The organism is Photobacterium sanguinicancri (genome assembly GCF_024346675.1).
Classification (GTDB): domain Bacteria; phylum Pseudomonadota; class Gammaproteobacteria; order Enterobacterales; family Vibrionaceae; genus Photobacterium; species Photobacterium sanguinicancri.
This window is the reverse complement of record NZ_AP024850.1, coordinates 1,914,798-1,933,668: the sequence shown is the minus strand read 5'-3', so window position 1 is coordinate 1,933,668 and position 18,871 is coordinate 1,914,798. Positions and strand designations below refer to the sequence as shown.

17 protein-coding genes are annotated in these 18,871 nt (G+C 43.1%); 13 read left to right on the top strand and 4 right to left on the bottom strand.

The annotated features are described in order from the left end of the window. Nucleotides 1–25: 25 nt before the first annotated feature. From OCU87_RS09320 to OCU87_RS09310, 3 genes are all read left to right on the top strand, one after another. The gene (locus OCU87_RS09320) at nucleotides 26–3,181 is read left to right on the top strand and encodes a multidrug efflux RND transporter permease subunit (protein WP_261856967.1); all 3,156 of its coding nucleotides are present in this window, start codon (nucleotides 26–28) and stop codon (nucleotides 3,179–3,181) included. 308 nt (nucleotides 3,182–3,489) lie between these two features. Continuing rightward, nucleotides 3,490–3,795: a DUF4198 domain-containing protein gene (locus tag OCU87_RS09315; protein WP_261856966.1), complete on the top strand. Its 306-nt coding sequence runs from the start codon at nucleotides 3,490–3,492 to the stop codon at nucleotides 3,793–3,795. 263 nt (nucleotides 3,796–4,058) lie between these two features. Beyond that, nucleotides 4,059–4,202 carry a hypothetical protein gene (locus OCU87_RS09310; RefSeq protein ID WP_261856965.1) on the top strand — a complete coding sequence of 48 codons (144 nt, stop codon included), beginning with the start codon at nucleotides 4,059–4,061 and terminating at the stop codon, nucleotides 4,200–4,202. Between the two features lie 54 nt (nucleotides 4,203–4,256). Here OCU87_RS09310 and OCU87_RS09305 read toward each other — a convergent pair whose 3' ends face one another. The 4 genes from OCU87_RS09305 to fdhD form a co-directional block, all read right to left on the bottom strand. After that, on the bottom strand, nucleotides 4,257–5,237 hold the full coding sequence (locus OCU87_RS09305; RefSeq protein ID WP_094956812.1) for a hypothetical protein: 981 nt from the start codon (nucleotides 5,235–5,237) through the stop codon (nucleotides 4,257–4,259). A gap of 210 nt (nucleotides 5,238–5,447) precedes the next feature. After that, nucleotides 5,448–6,014 (bottom strand): regulatory protein ToxS, encoded by a 567-nt coding sequence (locus tag OCU87_RS09300; protein ID WP_261856964.1) that lies wholly within the window; start codon nucleotides 6,012–6,014, stop codon nucleotides 5,448–5,450. Between the two features lie 311 nt (nucleotides 6,015–6,325). Further along, nucleotides 6,326–7,240, bottom strand: a complete 915-nt coding sequence (locus tag OCU87_RS09295; RefSeq protein WP_062690640.1) for a helix-turn-helix transcriptional regulator — start codon at nucleotides 7,238–7,240, stop codon at nucleotides 6,326–6,328. After that, complete coding sequence (gene fdhD, locus OCU87_RS09290; protein ID WP_261856963.1) at nucleotides 7,237–8,145, bottom strand: formate dehydrogenase accessory sulfurtransferase FdhD; 909 nt, start codon at nucleotides 8,143–8,145, stop codon at nucleotides 7,237–7,239. Before fdhD ends, OCU87_RS09295 begins: the two co-directional genes overlap by 4 nt. A gap of 515 nt (nucleotides 8,146–8,660) precedes the next feature. On the opposite strand from fdhD, the gene OCU87_RS09285 reads away from it, so the two are divergent. The 10 genes from OCU87_RS09285 (at nucleotide 8,661) to OCU87_RS09240 (ending at nucleotide 18,698) form a co-directional block, all read left to right on the top strand. Beyond that, on the top strand, nucleotides 8,661–9,113 hold the full coding sequence (locus OCU87_RS09285; RefSeq protein WP_062690642.1) for a DUF3305 domain-containing protein: 453 nt from the start codon (nucleotides 8,661–8,663) through the stop codon (nucleotides 9,111–9,113). Further along, nucleotides 9,103–9,849 carry a DUF3306 domain-containing protein gene (locus tag OCU87_RS09280; RefSeq protein ID WP_261856962.1) on the top strand — a complete coding sequence of 249 codons (747 nt, stop codon included), beginning with the start codon at nucleotides 9,103–9,105 and terminating at the stop codon, nucleotides 9,847–9,849. The genes OCU87_RS09285 and OCU87_RS09280 overlap by 11 nt, the downstream gene beginning before the upstream one ends. Before the next feature lie 294 nt (nucleotides 9,850–10,143). After that, nucleotides 10,144–11,808, top strand: coding sequence for a 4Fe-4S binding protein (locus OCU87_RS09275; protein ID WP_261856961.1), 1,665 nt, complete (start codon nucleotides 10,144–10,146; stop codon nucleotides 11,806–11,808). Nucleotides 11,809–11,818: 10 nt separating this feature from the next. After that, the gene (locus OCU87_RS09270) at nucleotides 11,819–12,406 is read left to right on the top strand and encodes a TorD/DmsD family molecular chaperone (protein WP_062690645.1); all 588 of its coding nucleotides are present in this window, start codon (nucleotides 11,819–11,821) and stop codon (nucleotides 12,404–12,406) included. 118 nt (nucleotides 12,407–12,524) lie between these two features. Continuing rightward, a complete protein-coding gene (locus OCU87_RS09265) occupies nucleotides 12,525–12,722 on the top strand; it encodes a formate dehydrogenase subunit or accessory protein (RefSeq protein ID WP_062690646.1) in 198 nt (65 codons plus the stop codon). Between the two features lie 12 nt (nucleotides 12,723–12,734). Next, complete coding sequence (locus tag OCU87_RS09260) at nucleotides 12,735–15,590, top strand: formate dehydrogenase subunit alpha (RefSeq protein ID WP_261856960.1); 2,856 nt, start codon at nucleotides 12,735–12,737, stop codon at nucleotides 15,588–15,590. 11 nt (nucleotides 15,591–15,601) lie between these two features. Further along, nucleotides 15,602–16,228: a formate dehydrogenase FDH3 subunit beta gene (gene fdh3B, locus OCU87_RS09255; protein ID WP_048898409.1), complete on the top strand. Its 627-nt coding sequence runs from the start codon at nucleotides 15,602–15,604 to the stop codon at nucleotides 16,226–16,228. 144 nt (nucleotides 16,229–16,372) lie between these two features. Further along, nucleotides 16,373–17,449, top strand: coding sequence for a formate dehydrogenase subunit gamma (locus OCU87_RS09250; protein ID WP_062690648.1), 1,077 nt, complete (start codon nucleotides 16,373–16,375; stop codon nucleotides 17,447–17,449). A 240-nt stretch (nucleotides 17,450–17,689) separates the two neighbouring features. Continuing rightward, nucleotides 17,690–17,959, top strand: coding sequence for a hypothetical protein (locus OCU87_RS09245; RefSeq protein WP_261856959.1), 270 nt, complete (start codon nucleotides 17,690–17,692; stop codon nucleotides 17,957–17,959). 10 nt (nucleotides 17,960–17,969) lie between these two features. Continuing rightward, the gene (locus OCU87_RS09240) at nucleotides 17,970–18,698 is read left to right on the top strand and encodes a hypothetical protein (protein WP_261856958.1); all 729 of its coding nucleotides are present in this window, start codon (nucleotides 17,970–17,972) and stop codon (nucleotides 18,696–18,698) included. Nucleotides 18,699–18,871: the final 173 nt, after the last annotated feature.

Genomic DNA, 18,871 nt, shown 5'->3' with positions numbered 1-18,871 from the left:
ACGCAAGATTGTAAGGAATTCCATTTTGTCTCAATTTTTTATTAATCGCCCCATTTTTGCTTGGGTGATAGCAATACTGATCATCCTGTCTGGTGTGATCGCCATTCCTAAGCTTGCCGTGGAGCGTTTTCCGAGTGTTGCTCCGCCAAGTGTTAGCTTGTACCTCTCGTATCCAGGCGCAAGCCCTCAAACCCTTAATGATACGGTAGTGTCTTTAATCGAACGTGAGATCTCTGGTGTTAAAGGCTTAATGTATTTTAAGTCGTCATCGGATTCGAACGGTAGTGCCGAAATTACAGCGACCTTTAATAACGGTACTAATCCCGAAATGGCACAAGTTGAAATTCAGAATAAGCTAAAAGCCATTGAACCGCGCTTACCGCTTTCTGTTCGTCAAACGGGTATTCAAGTCGAGTCGTCATCATCAAGCACTTTGATGTATGTTGGCTTGATTTCGCCGAATGGTGCGTTCACTGAAGCCGAACTTAGCGATTATATGATCCGAAATATCACCGAGGAGCTAAAACGTGTTCCTGGTGTTGGCCGTATTCAAATGTTTGGTGCCGAGTTTGCCATGCGTATTTGGATCGATCCGCTAAAACTCAATGCGTTCAACTTAACTGTTAGTGATGTAACCAAAGCGATTCAAGAACAGAACGTGCAAATATCACCGGGTAAGGTGGGTGATGCGCCAATCAGCCTTGGTCAAAAAACCGTTGTACCTTTAATGGCTCAAGGGCAATTAGAAACTCCTGAAGCCTTTCGCAACATTGTGCTGCGTTCAAAAAGTAATGGCGGCTCTGTTTTACTGGGGGATGTCGCAAGTGTTGAGCTAGGTTCTCAAAATTATCAATACTCAAACCGTGAGAATGGTAAGCCCTCAACGAGTGCATCAGTGAAGTTATCGCCGGGCGCCAATGCCATTGCTGCATCGAACGGTATCCGCGCGCGCTTAGATGAATTAAAGCAGTCTATGCCTGAAGGTATGGATTACAGTATTACGTCGGATGCAGCACCGTTTGCAAAAGTGTCGATTACAAAGGTTGTGATGACCTTGTTCGAGGCTATGGTGCTGGTGTTTTTTGTCATGTATCTCTTTTTACAGAATATCCGTTACACCATTATTCCTGCCATCGTTGCCCCCATTGCGCTATTAGGCACTTTTACGGTAATGCTGATGTTCGGTTTTTCCATCAATGTATTTTCGATGTTTGGTATGGTACTGGCCATTGGTATCATTGTAGATGATGCCATTGTGGTGGTCGAAAATGTTGAGCGTGTTATTACGGAAACGGGTGTATCGGCCAAGAAAGCCACACAAATGGCGATGAAAGATATATACGGTGCCTTGATTGGTATTACGGCCGTACTTTCTGCGGTCTTTATTCCAATGGCGTTTGCTACGGGTACGGTGGGGCTTATTTTCCAGCAATTTTCATTGGCAATGTCGGTATCGATTCTTTTCTCGGCTTTCTTGGCATTAACGCTGACACCTGCATTATGCGCCACGATATTAAAACCCCATAACGAAGCCCATACGCATAAAGGCGGCTTCTTTGGCTGGTTTAATAAAGCTTTCGAGCGGTTCACTAATCGTTACCAAGGCTGGGTTGCAAAGCTGGTGGTTCGCACTGGGCGAATGATGGTGTTTTATTTAGTGTTCGTGGCTGTTGCTGTCTACGCGTTTGGTAAAATCCCAAGCACCTTTTTGCCCGAAGAAGATCAAGGCTACTTCTTAACGTCTATTCAGCTACCGTCAGATGCGACACAAGAACGCACGATGAAAGTGGTTGAGAAGGTTGAGAGTTTTGTTGAGTCTCGTGAAGGGGTTGATGCGAATATGTCGATCCTTGGGTTTAGCTTTAGTGGTTCAGGTGCAGGCTCTGCGTTTACGATCACGACCCTAAAAGATTGGAAAGAACGCAATGGAACAAGTACACAGCAAGAAGTGGAGGCGCTATCAACGCATCTACAAGATCTTAACGAAGGTTTAGTGTTTAGCTTGTTGCCAACGGCCATTGATGGTTTAGGTACATCTTCGAACATTTCGTTTCAGCTAATGGATCGTTCAAACTCAGGCTATGACAAGTTCCAACAAGTACAAAGTCAATTCTTACAAAAAGCTCGTGAGAATAGTGCTTTTGCAAGTGTGTTCTTTGAATCCTTACCTGAAACGAGTGGTATAAAACTCAAGATAGACCGTAAAAAAGCACAAGCACTTGGTGTGTCTTTTACTTCAATCAGTGAAACGATTTCTACAGCGTTAGGTTCAAACTATGTAAATGATTTCCCGAATAAAGGCCGCTTACAGCAAGTGATTATTCAAGCGAATGCCGAATCCCGTATGCGTTTAGAAGATATATTGAAGCTCTCTATTCGCAATGATCGCGGTGGTATGGTGTATTTGTCCGAGTTTATAGAACCTGTCTGGAAAAGTACGCCGCTACAATTAACCCGCTTTAATGGTATCGCGTCTGTCTCTGTGTCGGTTGCACCCGCAGAAGGCATTTCAAGTGGCGTGGCAATGGCTGAGCTTGAGAAGATTGTGGCAAGTTTACCTAAAGGCAGCACAATAGAATGGACAGGCTTATCGCGCCAAGAGCAACAAGCGGAATCGCAAACAACCATGTTGCTAGCCTTTTCTATGTTGGTCATTTTCCTTGTGCTGTCAGCGTTATACGAGAGCTGGTCGACACCGTTAGCGGTTATTCTGGTTGTGCCGCTTGGTATTCTTGGCTCGATTGCTGCTGTGATGGTTGCCAATATGCCAAATGATGTATTTTTCAAAGTGGGTTTGGTTACCATCATAGGTCTGTCGGCCAAGAATGCGATTCTGATCATCGAGTTTGCTCAGATACAAAGAGGCTTAGGAAAAGGATTGCTGGAAGCGACAATTGAGGCCTCGAAGATGCGTTTACGTCCTATCTTGATGACCTCATTAGCATTTACTTGCGGTATTATTCCACTCGTTATTGCGTCAGGCGCAAGTTCGGAGATCCAGAACTCGATTGGAACAGGGGTCTTGGGGGGAATGATCAGTGGTACGGTACTGGCTGTATTCTTTGTGCCTGTGTTCTTTGTGTTTATTAATGAGCTAATTGAAAAGTACGTGCGAAACAATAATTCAATCGAAGTGAAGACAGATGAAGATAAATTAATGAACTCACTAGAAGTAAAATAACACTTGGTGCGATGAGTTCGTATTTGAAATAATAAATGATCTTACAGTCTTTGTGAGGTCATTTTATTTTTTCTTCAGGCAAATAAAATGCCAGTTAATTACGCCATATTACTTTTCTTGTTTAATATTAATTGGCTTTTGGGTTGGTCATTTTGGTTAAGGTATCTATTTTGCAGGAAGTTTAATTATCTTTACCTTAGTTTACCGAGCGTTTACCTTCTAGTTGCTATATTAGATTCATGTTCAGAGGAAACGAACGTACAGCTTCAAAGCCCTGTTCTAAGATAATAACTAATAGGATTTCAATTATGAAAAAGTCTAATGTCGTACTCGCATCAATGCTTATTGCTTTCTCCTCTATGTCTTTCGCTGGATTGAAGGTAGTTGACTCACAAAATGGAGCGTGGGTAACAGTGACAGATAATGGAAAGCCTGTAGCAGACGCTGTTGTATCAGCAACAAACGTGCCGCAAAGTAAGAATGAATTCAAAACGAACGAGAAAGGACGCGTATTTGTACCACTTTCAATGAATCATTCAAAATCAGTGAAGTACAAAGCGGTAACACCTGAAGGGAAAGAAATGACTCGTTTTGCTTTTCACGGTAAAAGCTAATAAATCCCTAAGATGAAATTAAGCCATAGCTAAGCAATTAGCTATGGCATTTGCATTTGAGTGTATTTATGAAGACAAATGGATCCGTAGCCTGGATTAGAGGCTTTCATCAAATGTTCAAAGTGGTTGCTACAGTTGCTTTTCTTTGTTGCGTTAAGTTTTTTTATGAGCTGGATTATACGCATTTCATTCTAGAGCATAGGTTAATACCGTGGCGTAGCGAGCGGTATACCAGTAGCGAAAGCCTCGCGGATTTTGGCACTATGTTTGTATTGTATGTTGCTTTCATCTTAATCATTGGCAAGCTGGTTGAGAGGCTAAAATTGAATTACGAGTGGAGCCAAGCTTGGTTAATCACGATAAAGTTGATGGCTTATGCTGCGGTTGGTTTTTCAATTTTAAGTTAAGTATTTTAATTAGATAAACCAGCAATTATCATTACTGGTTTTTATTTAATTTTATTATATGGCAACTTCTTGTGCTTTTTTATTGAAGTAAGTTCGTTTACCAGATTTCAACATAGTTACGCTTGGATTTTCATTTAAACGACCATTATTGTAGTGATCGACTATTTGAATTTTATTATTGATCGCAATGTTTCTTGTGTGTGTTTCAGGTAAGAAACTAAAACTAGGTTGATAAACCCAGTCGTATTCTGATGTTGAAGTAAGCTTTTCGAAAGGCGTAATGGACGGTAACGAAGAGAACATCGTAATAAAGTTACCGATTGGGAATAATGTATTTTCAGTATTATTAAGGAACATATCGCCTTCACCAAACACTGACGCATAACAGCCTAAGTCATCATAACTGTATTTTTGCGTTTCTTCGATAACTCGATAAGCATCGGGGTTAGAGCAGTAAACCGCTTTATTTTTTTCTTTTTTGTCAAAAAGTGCGATTAGTGATTGATCATAAGGGTTAATATGACCAAGGTCACTCGCAAGGTATACTTTTGAATCTACATCAATTGATGAGTAAGCGTTGCGAATGATTTCGATACTTCGATCTTTAGCTCTCTTTAAAGCGGCTTTAACATCACCATCAACAACTGGTTCAACGACTACCATAATGTTGTTTCTGTAAAGCCCATGAATACTCGTGCGGTTCATCATGTTTAAGGCAGCAAATGCTCCAAACTCCAAAGGGTTCAATGAACCAAGAACGACGCCAGCAATGTCAAAGCCAAGCGCTGCATTGCTAACATTATGATATTTGCGACCAATATAGAAGTTATCTAGATTATTTTCGTGAATGGGCCGAGCTTGTGTCACAACGTTCATTTGTTGTAAGGGCACGCTGTATCCATCTTTAGGTGTAAGATGGTTATCCGCAAATTCGACAGCATCGCTTTTAACTCGCTCATCAACGGGGGCAAGAGTACAGCCAGATAGAAGTAGTAGGCTTGATAGAGCGATAGAGTGGCGTAAGTTGTTTTTCATAAAATGCCTTCAATGGAGAGGTTATAAATCCTCTCTTGTTTTGTAAGTGCATAATTTTACTGTGATTGTTTGGTGGTAAGGTAATAAAAAGATAAAGAATATATAGATTGAGTTATTCCTGTCACATAACTCGCCATAAAAAATAGATTGGTAATGTTAATTAGATGTCGTGGTTACATAGATAGTCAGAATGTATAACATTACTATGATTTAATAAAACGCACGTGGCATGAATGACAGGTTTTTCAATATTGGCTTTTTAAGAAGACTCACGCTCATGTGGTAGGTTTGCTTCGTTTTGATTTCAAGTAAGTTGTTACGCTGTAGCAAATTTACTATGTCGTTGTTTAGGCTGTTGTCACTAATATTACTGGGGTTTGCTTCAATATACTGACCGCTAACAGACCAAGTGCCTGTTTCCATGTATTCAAATTCATTCGGCTTTTGATTATTGCTGCTATAGCTCACCACAGTGACTTTTTGGTATTGCTTATTGGGTAAGAAAACCATCTGACTTGCTGTGTTGATATGATAACGGGTTGGCTCATTGTGCAGTTTGGTGAGTTTATCTTGTTGAGTGCTTTTTTGATTTATTTTCTGAGTGTCTTGTTGCTCATGGCGAGTAGGTGGCTGGCGAGTCTCAAGGAATGACTGGGTATGGGATTGCCATTGCTTCGTCGTCAGTAAAAATTGGTACAGGCTTTCTTGAGGGAAGATGACGATTGATGCAGTGATGATGACACAGGAGAAGGCGAGAGGTGTCGACTTCTGAGCCATTACTTTTTTTACTGTGCTGATTTTTAGGCTGGTGAGTCTGTTGACTCTCGATGGTTTAGGGGCGTTTATGCGAGTTGAATTAATTGATGGTTTTAAAGACATGATTGCATTCATCATCTAGAAGTGTGAAATAGGCTGAATGCAAATAGTAAGCGCTGGGGGGTAAATATTGAGTAAAAACACAGTAAAGGGTTAGAGTGAGTAGCAAAATCATGAGACGTATATTGCCCAGTCATTTACTACCCATTTTAGCCATAAGGTAAATTATGATTTGTTGTCAGTGTGCGAGGTATTAGACGGAGCGAATAACGTTAGTTCGCACTCCACATTTGTTTGCCCGTACGTTGGAAGTTATACCCTCCAAGTTGCTCACCTCGCACTTGAATTTCCATTTCTTCAAGTTGCTGCAATAACTGCTGTTGCAGAGTACGGAAGTAAATATTTTTAGGAATTACAAGTTCAAATGCTTCTCGGCAAAGCGGGATAAAGCCTAAACCAAATTCGCCAGCGGTACTTTGGCTCGCACAACCCACATCAGCTTGACCTCGCGCAATCGCCGACGCCAGTTCACGCTCGGAATTACAGGTATCTACCTTGGTAAGCATACTGAGATTAAACGCATGGTTATGAAGCCACTCCTCTAAAGCTCGCATACTGCCTGCACCTTCTTGGCGAAGCGCCCATCGCCAACGAGAAGCGAGTAGATCTTGTGGCTTTAACTCACGATCCCCAAATTGCTGCGCGACTTCTGGATTCACCACTAAACCTTGCTGGCGTTCAAAGGCATGGATTAACACCCAATTCTTATGCCCTGGGTATTGTTGCAATAACGCAGGATGACGTAACCCTGATTCTTCCGCATTGCCCCAGTGGATGGCGCACATATCAACATGACCTTTACTGAGCATCGCTAGCCCTTGTCGAGTTCCTGTCGAGGTGTAACCCACAAGCGCAGTACTGCCGAGTTGGTTGGCCATCTTTCCGACAATCATTTGCAGTAGCGGATCGTCAGAGCCTGCAATTAACAAGCGGTCGTTCTGAACACCGTTATTGCAGGATTCAAGTAGCCACTTATCTAACATTGCCTTGGGGAAAAGCCATTTACCGGTAATTTTGGTACAAGGCAGCAAACCTTCATTAGCTAACGCGTAAACTTTCTTTTCGTTTAAATCAAGGTATTCAGCCACTTGCTTGGCGTTCATGAACTCTGGGAAGTCGGTACTCATTGGTTATCACCGTTCTTATCATTCCCTTTATCGCTATCACGTTTAGAATCTTTTAACTTAAAGCTTTTGGCTTGTTCGTCGAGATTGCCTTTAATATCTAGAATCAGATTCTGCATGCCGTTATACACTTGGAAGCGATGGCCTTTGGCACGGGCAATCATAGTGATACCAAGCTTTTGGGCAAGCTCATAGCCCATCTGTGTTGCCCCAGAGCGTGAAAGCAAAATAGGGATCCCCATTTGCGCCACTTTTATTACCATCTCTGACGTCAGGCGGCCTGTGGTATAGAAGATTTTATCTTCGCCCGTCTGGCCTGCAAGCCATAGCTCACCCGCTAAGGTATCAACCGCATTGTGACGACCTACATCTTCGACAAAAGAGACAATTTCGGTCCCTTTACAAACGGCGCAGCCATGAACGGCACCTGCGGCTTTATAGGTTTCATTATGATGAGTAAGCGATTCAAGCAAACCATATAGCTGAGATTGGGGAAGTTGAGGCTGGGGGAGGGTAACACCTTCCAACTTCTTCATAACGTTACCGAACATGGTGCCTTGACCACAGCCAGAGGTGACTGTTTTCTTCTCTAGCTTTTTCGCTAAGTTGCCTGTGTCTTCTTTAGTAATTACCGCCGCTGAGTTGGTGTCCCAATCGATAATAACGGATTCGATACTCTCTAAATCTGCAATGAGACCTTGGTTTTTAAGATAACCGAGCACAAGCGCGGATGGGCGTTCACCTAATGTCATCAAAGTCACGACTTCAACCCAATTAAGGTAAACCGTTAATGGGTGCTCACAGGCGATTTCTTTGGTCATCATATCGCCGTATTCGTCCATGATATCGACAGTCATGGTTTGCTTCACTGAGGCGTTGGTTTTAATAATTTTTGGCAGTGGATTCATAAATGTCCTGTAGCTATGGTTGTCTGTCTAAATAGTGTCTTTGATTTATTGCGAGCTGTCTCGCTGCACTGTGAAGCTAAGTGCTTATACGGTTTTGTCTTAGCATTAGTGCGGCAAGTTTATTTATGCCGACTATTCTCTTAATGTTGAGAGAGGCTTAGTAATTATGCGTTGAATGTATTGAAAGAGAATGATTACTTCTTGATCTATATCGATAATTCTTCTCATTCAATGTAACGAGATAATCTCAAAACCGTGAGTTAGCTATCTCTGAAGTCTCTGTTTTCGTCTTCTTTATGTCTTTTGCAAGGATTGTTCCAATCTTATAATGGAATGATCATATTCCTTATTTTTAGTAAGTGTATAAGTTGGTCTGATAATTGCTTTGTACATGGTGAAATAGCGTGTTTTCGATTGTGTGCAGCTAATAGCATGGCGCATATTCAATTGAAATGCTGCTCATTTTCATTCACGACTATTGTGTAAGTTATGTATTCAAGAATAAAGGAGTAAGCGTGCCTGATCTCTATAAGAATGAATCGATTTGGCCTATTGGCTTTCGATTAGTATCAGAAGAAAAGCAGGTTGGACGCTGGTCAACACTGTCGTGGTCGATAGAAGACGTTGAGCTGCATGAAGAACAACGTGCCGCTGAAAGCCATGTGTTACCACTTGAACTCTTTCGCGATGAACGTTCTGATTATCGCTTTAACTTAAGTTCACGCGATCCGCACTTATTCATTGTTTGTGAAGAAGAAAACGAGCAATTGAAGCCTGTCCATATAACCGCGGCTCAATCAGTCGCCAGTAGTTATATGGATGGGGATTATCAGGTACTTCATATCACGACGCCGTTACCGGTTCAGGCATGGATGGAAGCATTTATAGGTCGACATGGTGAGTTGATCGAAGGCGGCCGTAAGAAGTGTAAGAACAGAAAAGGTAAAGGTCGTTCAAGTGGCAAGTAATATTTTTCAGCGTTGGGCTAGCCGTAAGCTTGCGGTAAAAAAAGAAAATGAAACGTCTAATCAAGTAGATAGCTTGACTGCGGATTCGTTACCCGAGTTACAAGCTTCTCAGTTATCCGCGACAACAGAACAAAGTGCCTTAGCTGATCATGATGCAGATTGTTGTAATGAACCGGTGGATACCGTTGAAGCTGGTGGTACTGCATTACCCAATCTCGATGCTGGTGATGAAGATAAACATGATGCGCTGCCTTCATTAACCGATGTTGCTGGCGTGAGTTTTGATTCAGGTGCTGCTGCATTTTTGAAAGAAGGCGTTGAGCGTTCGGTAAAGAAAGCTGCACTTAGTAAGCTTTTTCACTCTGATGAATTCAACTATATCAGTGATATGGATGATCATACGGAAGATTTCTCAAATATACCTAAACTTGATACGTCGGTTGTTAAACAGCTACGTGGCTGGATTAACAATGTTGCAGAGAAAGTAGAAGAACTAGCAGAAACAGAGGCGACAGATGCTCATGAGGCATTAAGTCGCGATGAATTGGCTGTTGTACCAGATGATAAAGCGCTAAGTGAAGAAGATGTTGAGGCATCTGTCCCTACTGATCTTGCGGCTGATGGTGAATCGAATGGTTTACTTGAAGCGGAGACAACGGATGCCACAGCAAATTGTTCACTTAATGAAGAAATAACAAGTCAGCTCAACGAAGTCGAGTCTCATAAAAAAGCTTAGTAATCAGTTTAAAAGAGTTGGTTATAAAGCAAAAAATCAATAGTGGGACAAAAAGGGAAAAATACCCTTAAAAATTAGCGGGACATTTTGGCGCACTCAAGTGCATAGCGAGAGACAATATGTCGCACTCGTTGTAAACCAAGGTATCCCTTTCCGACTTTAGTTCCTTATAGGTCATTTTATTCCGTTAAAAGTTGGTTCGGTTATTGCTCTATAGAAGCACAAAGGTTCATGAATTTTAAATCTGACCTTTAATCGACATCGACAAACGGTGACGAGTACACAGGAATAAGAATGTTAAAAAGTACACTAGAAGCACTAGCAAGCAATGATCAAAATGCAGCCGCTCGATTCTCTGCCATTACAGGTACGGTTGAATTAGCGAATCTGATCCCTCCTACGGTTTCTTATGAAAGCCGCGGGAACTTATTGATCATTGGTGAGCAGCTAACAATTACCGCACTGGCTGAACAATTTTCTACACTTAATTCAGTAACCCTACTGGCGACTGAAAAGTCTGCACAGGCTGAAAAAGTAGCAAACTTGTATTTCAGTAAAGAGGTATCTGTTAAGGGTTACCTTGGTGCATTTGATGTGAGATGTCGTGTAGACGGTACTATCTCTGAGACAAACGTAAATCTAGCAAAAGTGGCTACTGGCCGTGATTGTTTCGATATTGTTTTAGATATGACGGCTGAAGGCATTGTTAAGATTGAAATTCCTGCGCCGGGTTATTATGCCACGGCAAAAGGTGCTGTTGTTGCAGATTTGGTTGAAGAATTGCCTGCAATGATAGGGACATTTGATAAGCCTAAATACTTTCGTTTGAACCCAGACCTTTGTGCACACTCGTCGCGTGGTGTTAGCGGTTGTGATCGTTGTGTTGATGCTTGTCCTGCTGGAGCATTAACCAGTACTGGTCATGCTATCGAAATTAATCCATACCTTTGCCAAGGTGTTGGTACATGTGCAACAGCATGTCCGACTGAAGCGATTAGTTACGCATTGCCAGATCCTGATAACACTCAACATTTTGTGTATCGCCTTTTAGATCGTTATCAAACAGAAGGGGGCTCAGCGCCTACGATTCTGTTTTACGGTAATCGTGATGAAGCATCTGTTATTCGTACATTAGCTCTGTTCCCGTCAACTGTTATTCCGGTAGCACTTGAAGAGCTTGCAACTGTAGGGGTAGATACTTGGTTTAGTGCATTGGCATACGGTGCGCATCAAGTCCTACTTGCTACGAATACAGATTACATTCCAGCAACGATTGATCGTGTTTTGTCTGATGAACTTGCTATTGCTCAAGCTTTCTTAACCGAACTAGGTTTTGAAGCAGATCGTATTACTTTGTTTGATTTTGCTCAGGTGGAATCATTCAATGCTTACGAGGCTGCACTGGTTACTGATGTACAAGCACGTTTTGAAGGAAATAAGCGCGACAAGTTATTTGCTGCGTTAACGTTACTTGCTGATGTTTCACCTGCAAAACCTGAACATTCTGAATTGCCTGCGAATGCACCTTACGGCTCAGTAGATTGCCAAACAGATGATTGTACTTTGTGTATGAGTTGTGTGGCAGTTTGTCCAACACGTGCATTACATGCTGTAGGTGAACGCCCTGGACTTTTATTCATAGAACAAGATTGTATTCAATGTGGCATGTGTGAAAAGGCGTGTCCTGAGAAAGTCATTTCAATGAAACCTGGTTTTAATTGGGATGCACAAGCTCGTACTGAAGCACAAGTTGTTCATGAAGAAGAAGCTGCCTGTTGTACCAGTTGTGGTAAAGCCTTTGCACCTGCTTCTATGGTGAAAATGTTAACTGAAAAGTTACAAGGTCACTCACAATTTCAAGGTGAAGCAATTCGTCGTTTATCTATGTGTGAAGATTGTCGTGTTCGCGACATTTTCTCTCAAATGGAAAGCGATCCTGAAAGTCAGCTAAAGGTGTAGGTGTAAACAAATGGAACAGCAAGTAATGCAAAACGAAGAAACGACCCTACGTGTAGATATTTACTCCATGCTTGCGCACCTTCTGCGTAAAGCGCCGGATGACAATATTCTTAACTGGCTTTCTAGCTTAGACGTTGCGACGCCTCAACCTCATATTTCAGGTATGGCAGCAACTTGGCCTCTAGTGAAACTGGCGGCTGAAAAAACAACCCCGATTAGTGTTCAGGAAGAATATCAAGATCTGTTCATTGGTATCGGTCGTGGCGAGATCGTACCTTTTGGTTCTTGGTACTTAACTGGATCTTTGATGGAAATGCCGCTTGCGCATCTTCGTCGTGATTTAGCTCAACTTGGGTTTCAACGCGAAGAAAATGTAAAAGAACCTGAAGATCACATTGCAGCCCTACTAGAAGTAATGGCAATGCTGGTGGAAGGGGGTGATGACCATCTGCAAAAAACGTTCTTTAACCGTCATATCGCGACTTGGTTTGAACGTTTTTGTGCCGATTTGAAGTCAGCTGACAGCGCTGTTTTTTACACTGCTATTGGCGAACTGGCTTTGCAATTTTTGACTGTAGAAAAGACACGATTTGTTTAAGTTCTTGAAGCAGGGCTTAGCTCTGTTTCACGCTTTTTAACTTAACGGTCGTAACCATAGCTATAACAAACTATCGATGCCCGATAAATCGGGTAAAACGATAAAGGAGCAAGCTTCCATGAGTGAGCAAAATAAACCTAATGAAGGCCGCCGCCAATTGTTGAAAAACATTGGTCTAAGCGTGGCTGCTGGTGCGGTGGTTGCAGGAACTGCAACTGTTGCAAATGCGACGGTAGAAAAGCCTGAAGCAAAAGAAACTAAAACTAACGGCTATCGCGAAACGCAACACATTCGCGACTACTACGAAACCTTGTAAGCGGAGCTATAAATGAAACTGACAAAACGTTCCGATAACGTGAGCAAGGACGAAAACCAATTAGGTGTATCTCGTCGTACTTTCCTTCGTAATACCTCACTAGCTGCGGCTGGTGGTGTTGCGGGTGCAAGCATGTTTGCTCCAGGCATGATGAAAAAAGCAGAAGCGAAAGAAGTTGATCGCTCTGCGCCTGCGGAAATTAAACGTACTATTTGTTCACACTGTTCTGTGGGCTGTGGTATTTACGCTGAAGTACAAGAAGGTGTCTGGACTGGCCAAGAACCCGCTTTTGACCATCCTTTTAATGCCGGTGGACACTGTGCGAAAGGTGCTGCGCTGCGTGAGCATGGTCATGGTGAGCGTCGCTTAAAATACCCAATGAAGTTGGTTAACGGTAAGTGGACCAAACTTAGCTGGGAACAAGCACTGGACGAAGTAAGTAAAAAAGTACTTAAAATCCGTGAAGAGTCAGGCCCAGATTCTGTTTACTGGCTAGGCTCTGCGAAACACAACAACGAGCAAGCATACTTGTTCCGTAAAATGGTTTCGCTATGGGGTACTAACAACGTCGACCACCAAGCGCGTATCTGTCACTCAACCACGGTTGCAGGTGTAGCTAACACTTGGGGCTACGGTGCGATGACCAACTCACTGAACGACATGCACAACTGTAAGTCGATTCTGTTCATTGGTTCAAATGCAGCAGAAGCTCACCCAGTTGCGATGCAGCATATTCTGATCGCGAAAGAGAAGAACAGCTGTAAGATCGTCGTAGCCGATCCACGTCGTACTCGTACTGCTGCTAAAGCAGATGAATACGTGTCACTACGTCCAGGTTCTGACGTCGCCTTCATTTGGGGTGTGCTATTCCACATCTTCAAAAACGGTTGGGAAGATAAAGAATTTATCCGTCAACGTGTTTACGGCATGGATGATGTTCGCCAAGAAGTGGCGAAATGGACACCAGCTGAAGTTGAGCGCGTAACTGGCGTGCCTGAAGCTGAAGTTTACCGCACTGCGAAAACACTGTCTGAAAATCGTCCGGGTTGTGTTGTTTGGTGTATGGGTGGTACGCAACATACTACAGGTAATAACAACACTCGTGCTTACTGTATCCTTGAACTTGCTTTAGGCAACATGGGTAAAGCAGGCGGCGGTGCAAACATTTTCCGTGGTCACGATAACGTACAAGGTGCAACTGACTTTGGCGTGCTTTCTGACAACCTTCCTGGTTACTACGGCCTGTCTGAAGGTGCGTGGAAACACTGGGCTGGCGTTTGGGATGTTGACTACGAGTGGCTAAAAGGTCGTTTCGACCAAGCGGATTACCGTGGCAAGAAACCAATGAACAGCGCAGGTATTCCTGTATCGCGTTGGATCGATGGTGTACTTGAAAACAAAGATAACATCGAGCAGAACGATAACATCCGTGCCATGTTCTACTGGGGTCACGCAGTGAACTCACAAACACGTGGTCCAGAAATGCGCACTGCAATGGGTAAACTGGATATGATGGTTATCGTCGATCCGTACCCAGGTGTTGCTGCTGTAATGAACGGCCGTACAGATGACGTTTACTTACTTCCAGCTACGACACAGTTTGAAACTACAGGTTCAGTAACGGCAACAAACCGTTCTATCCAGTGGCGTGATCAGGTTATCGATCCATTATTTGAATCTAAACCTGACCACGAGATCATGTACCTACTTTCTCAGAAATTGGGTCTATCTGATCAACTGTTCAAGCACATTAAAGTTGAAAATAACCAACCTGTAATTGAAGACATTACCCGTGAATACAATAAAGGTATGTGGACAATTGGTTACACAGGCCAAAGCCCTGAGCGTTTGAAAGCACACCAGCAAAACTGGCATACCTTCCATAAAACAACGCTTGAAGGTGAAGGTGGCGTAGCTGACGGTGAAACATACGGTCTACCTTGGCCTTGTTGGGGTACGCCTGAGATGAAACACCCAGGTACTCACATTCTTTACGATACGTCTAAAACAGTTGCACAGGGTGGCGGTAACTTCCGTGCACGCTTTGGTGTTGAGCGTAACGGTGAAAGTCTACTTGCTGATGATAGCTACTCTTTAGGCTGTGAACTTGAAGGTGGCTTCCCTGAGTTTAGCGCTAAGCTTCTAAAGCAACTTGGTTGGTGGGATGAATTAACCGCTGACGAGAAAGCGGCAGCTGAAGGAAAAAACTGGAAAACTGATGTTTCTGGTGGTATTCAACGCGTAGCGATCAAGCATGGTTGTATCCCTTACGGTAACGCAAAAGCGCGTGCTGTTGTTTGGACATTCCCAGATGCAGTGCCACTTCACCGTGAACCACTATATACACCGCGTCGTGATCTTGTTGCTGATTACCCAACATGGGATGACAGCGAAGCAATGTTCCGTCTGCCAACGCTTTATAAGTCGATTCAGGACAACGATGTCTCGAAAGAGTACCCAATTATTCTGACTTCTGGTCGTTTGGTTGAATACGAAGGTGGTGGTGACGAAACGCGTTCAAACCCATGGCTTGCAGAGCTTCAACAAGAGATGTTTGTTGAGGTGAACCCGAAAGATGCTAACGACCTTGGTTTCCGTGACGGTGAGATGGTTTGGGTTGAAGGTGCAGAGAAAGGCCGTATCCACGTTAAAGCGATGGTTACTCGTCGTGTTAAACCTGGTTTAGCGTTCATTCCGTTCCACTTTGGCGGTAAGTTCCAAGGTGAAGACTTACGTGGCAACTACCCAGCAGGTACAGCACCGTATGTTTCGGGCGAATCTGCAAACATTGCAACCACATACGGTTACGATCCTGTTACTCAAATGCAGGAAACAAAAGTAACTCTATGTAAGATCTCTAAAGCGTAAGGAGTCATCAAATGGCACGTATGAAATTTCTTTGTGACTCTAAGCGTTGTATTGAGTGCAACGGCTGTGTTACTGCATGTAAAAACGAAAATGATGATGCACTAGAGTGGGGCATTCAACGTCGTCGCGTTGTAACGCTTAACGATGGTGAGGTGGGTGAAACATCAATCTCAGTAGCATGTATGCACTGTAGCGATGCGCCTTGTATGGCGGTTTGTCCTGCTGATTGTTTCGAGCAAACAGAAGATGGCATCGTACGTCACGACAAAGATCTTTGTATCGGTTGTGGTTACTGTCTATTTGCTTGTCCGTTTGGTGCGCCACAATTCCCTAAACAGGATGCGTTTGCTGAGCGTGGCAAAATGGACAAATGTACCTTCTGTGCGGGTGGCCCTGGTGTTGAGCCTGGTTCTGAAGAGGAACGTCAAAAGTACGGTGCAAACCGTATTGCTGAAGGCAAGCTACCTATGTGTGCTTCGCTTTGTTCAACTAAAGCATTACTTGCAGGTGACGCAGCTAAGATTTCTGATGTTTACCGCGAGCGCGTTGTTGCGCGTGGTGCAAAAGAAGCAGGTTGGGCAAGCAACGTGAATGTTGACGATCTAGCATACGATGCGGGCAAAGCTCGTAAAGCATAATGGTTTATTGGGTACACAAAATAGTAATAGTGTGCCCATGAATCAGTAACAAACTGAGCGCGTTTTTATAGCAGGGCAATATCTCTGATAGAAACGAATAAAAACGCGCGCTTTCAACTGTTATCGAAACAGTCAGGAGTTTTAATGACTAAGCGAATCCAACATTGGTTCACTTTGCTAGCAACCGCATTCATGCTGATGTTTACCTTGTCAGCGTTTGCTAGTGAAGGAGCGAATACGAGTACGGATAATGAGCGCTTGGGCGAGTCTTCGGTTCAAAAAGAAGCGGTAGGTTTCGCTGGCGCTGACTATTGGCGCATGGTCAAGGATGGTCAAGAAGGTTACACCACATCAAAATCACCAGAGCATGGTGTATTGATCAGTGTGCCGGGACAAACATGGTACGTGTTAAAAGAAAAGTGGATGTCTCCACTGGGTGCATTAGCTATTTTTGGTAGCTTAGCAATGGTGACACTTGCCTATGTTGTTGTTGGCCCGCTAAAACTGAGTAAGCCAAAAACAGGACGTAAGATTAAACGTTGGAGCCGTATTGACCGTGCACTGCACTGGAGTATGGCATTCACTTTCCTTACGCTTGCGTTCAGTGGCTTAACCTTGGTTTATGGTAAACACTTCTTGAAGCCCATTTTACCGTCTGAGCTATGGGGCTGGATTATTTATGCAGCTAAGCAATACCACAACTACATGGGGCCTATTTTCTTCCTATTGTTAGTTGCAGTGCTTGTGAAGTGGTGGCGTAAAAGTATCTTCAACATGGTTGATGTACGCTGGTTCATGAAAATGGGCGGCATGGTTGGTAAGCATAAAGGTACGCACCCATCAGCGGGTTTCTCGAACGGTGGTGAAAAGGCGATTTACTGGCTGCTTATTTGCTTTGGTATTGTTGCGGCTATCAGTGGTTTTGTTCTGGATTTCCCAATCTTTGACCAAACACGCCGTGATATGGAGCTGTCGAACCTTGTGCACATGTTCTCGGCACTTATCTTGATTTGTGGCTTTGTGTTCCACATTTATATCGGTCTATTCGGTATGGAAGCGGCACTTGATGGCATGATCACCGGTGAAGTTGATGAGACTTGGGCGAAAGAGCACCATGACCTTTGGTATGAAGAAGTAAAAGATCTTCCTGAAAACCAACCGGGTTATGATGAAAAAGCCGAAGCGGAAGCGAAAGGCAAGCCAAGCTCGAAAACCTCGTAATTGCTACTCAGTACATAAAACGCCGCGATTCATATCGCGGCGTTTTTTTATGCCTATAGAAACCAAGTGTTGCTTTGGGGTGTTAATAACTCATATATAAAACTATCAAAAGTAAAATGAGATTGCTGTCATTGGCGTACGGTAAAAGCGAGATTTGACTCGCAAATGATTGTTGTTTATGAGAATTGTGAATGTGAGCGGCGATAAAATAAAGCCTGATATATAAGTCAGGAGGCGCAATTGAAAAAGTTCAGGATACTTTCGATATGTACGTTGACTGTATTTCTGGCGGCTTGTAATGGTTCATCGGATAGCGATGGCGATAACACGCCACCTAAACCCACAACTGGCGATATGGCTATTTCCTCGGTTGATGAGTTTAATCAAGAAGTACTTTCCAAAGGCGTTGTAGACGCCAATCAAACTGTCACGGTTACTCTGCCAAGTAATAATAATACCCTTGTAATTAATAAAGATTTAACCGTTAAAGGCAATCTCGTCATTAAATAAGGATTTTTAAATGAAAAGGTCTATGTTGTCATTTTTAGCTCTTGCCATTACAACCTCACTTTCAGCAGGTGCAACAGCAGCGTCACTTGATGTTCATGGTGATATTAAAGTGAATGGTAAAACCGTTATCGATAGCAAAGGGAATTTGGTTCAACCAGCACCCAAACCGCATCCAAATCTTATCGATATGGCGGACTATCAGCCAAAGGGTAACGCTATAATCACACTTCAGCGTACTGCGTGGGATGGTGCTATCGAAAAGCTAGTCATGGTGTACGAGAATGGTGAATATGTAAAAGAAGAAACGACTAAAGAAGGGCGTGTGACTTTCTCTCAAACGTGGAGTGAACGCACGGCTGATTCAGTGCTCGTTAGTAAAACAAATGAAAAGTGCTCAGAAAACTCTCGCTATGAGTTTAGTTTAACGAGTGGCTATTCCCCAATTATGTTAGGCGAAAGCGTGTCACGTATCGATATGCTTACCACTACGGTACTAGATACAACGTGTAAGGACTCAACGCCTGGTGATAAGGCTGAGGTTAATGAGCTCTATAAAATTACGCCGTATGTAAAGTCGGATTATAAGTATGGTGATGGTGATACGGTAAAGGATTGTTTTGTTGCTCAGTTTGAAGCGTCATGGTCGCCGAAGGACCAACTAAGAACTTACTGCAAAGGTGTCGGTCCTGTTGAGCTTGGTGAGGTCGATAACCCATATAAACTGGTTTCTATTGAATAACATCTTGTTTGATTACATTCAGTAAATCCATAATTCTGTGATTTACCACTTTGATGTCATGGTCGTACATCTGGTGATAAATCACTCTTACCCTTAGGATAGAACACAGCTAGTGCACTATAACTTTATATTATTCGTCTTAATTTAATCTATTTACCGCGATATATCACAAC

Coding starts and splice junctions, on each gene's coding strand:
- OCU87_RS09315 (WP_261856966.1), top strand. CDS start 3,490: ATGAAAAAGTCTAATGTCGTACTCGCATCAATGCTTATTGCTTTCTCC.
- OCU87_RS09310 (WP_261856965.1), top strand. CDS start 4,059: ATGTTTGTATTGTATGTTGCTTTCATCTTAATCATTGGCAAGCTGGTT.
- OCU87_RS09305 (WP_094956812.1), bottom strand. CDS start 5,237: ATGAAAAACAACTTACGCCACTCTATCGCTCTATCAAGCCTACTACTT.
- OCU87_RS09300 (WP_261856964.1), bottom strand. CDS start 6,014: ATGGCTCAGAAGTCGACACCTCTCGCCTTCTCCTGTGTCATCATCACT.
- OCU87_RS09295 (WP_062690640.1), bottom strand. CDS start 7,240: ATGAGTACCGACTTCCCAGAGTTCATGAACGCCAAGCAAGTGGCTGAA.
- fdhD (WP_261856963.1), bottom strand. CDS start 8,145: ATGAATCCACTGCCAAAAATTATTAAAACCAACGCCTCAGTGAAGCAA.
- OCU87_RS09275 (WP_261856961.1), top strand. CDS start 10,144: ATGTTAAAAAGTACACTAGAAGCACTAGCAAGCAATGATCAAAATGCA.
- OCU87_RS09270 (WP_062690645.1), top strand. CDS start 11,819: ATGGAACAGCAAGTAATGCAAAACGAAGAAACGACCCTACGTGTAGAT.
- OCU87_RS09265 (WP_062690646.1), top strand. CDS start 12,525: ATGAGTGAGCAAAATAAACCTAATGAAGGCCGCCGCCAATTGTTGAAA.
- OCU87_RS09260 (WP_261856960.1), top strand. CDS start 12,735: ATGAAACTGACAAAACGTTCCGATAACGTGAGCAAGGACGAAAACCAA.
- fdh3B (WP_048898409.1), top strand. CDS start 15,602: ATGGCACGTATGAAATTTCTTTGTGACTCTAAGCGTTGTATTGAGTGC.
- OCU87_RS09250 (WP_062690648.1), top strand. CDS start 16,373: ATGACTAAGCGAATCCAACATTGGTTCACTTTGCTAGCAACCGCATTC.
- OCU87_RS09240 (WP_261856958.1), top strand. CDS start 17,970: ATGAAAAGGTCTATGTTGTCATTTTTAGCTCTTGCCATTACAACCTCA.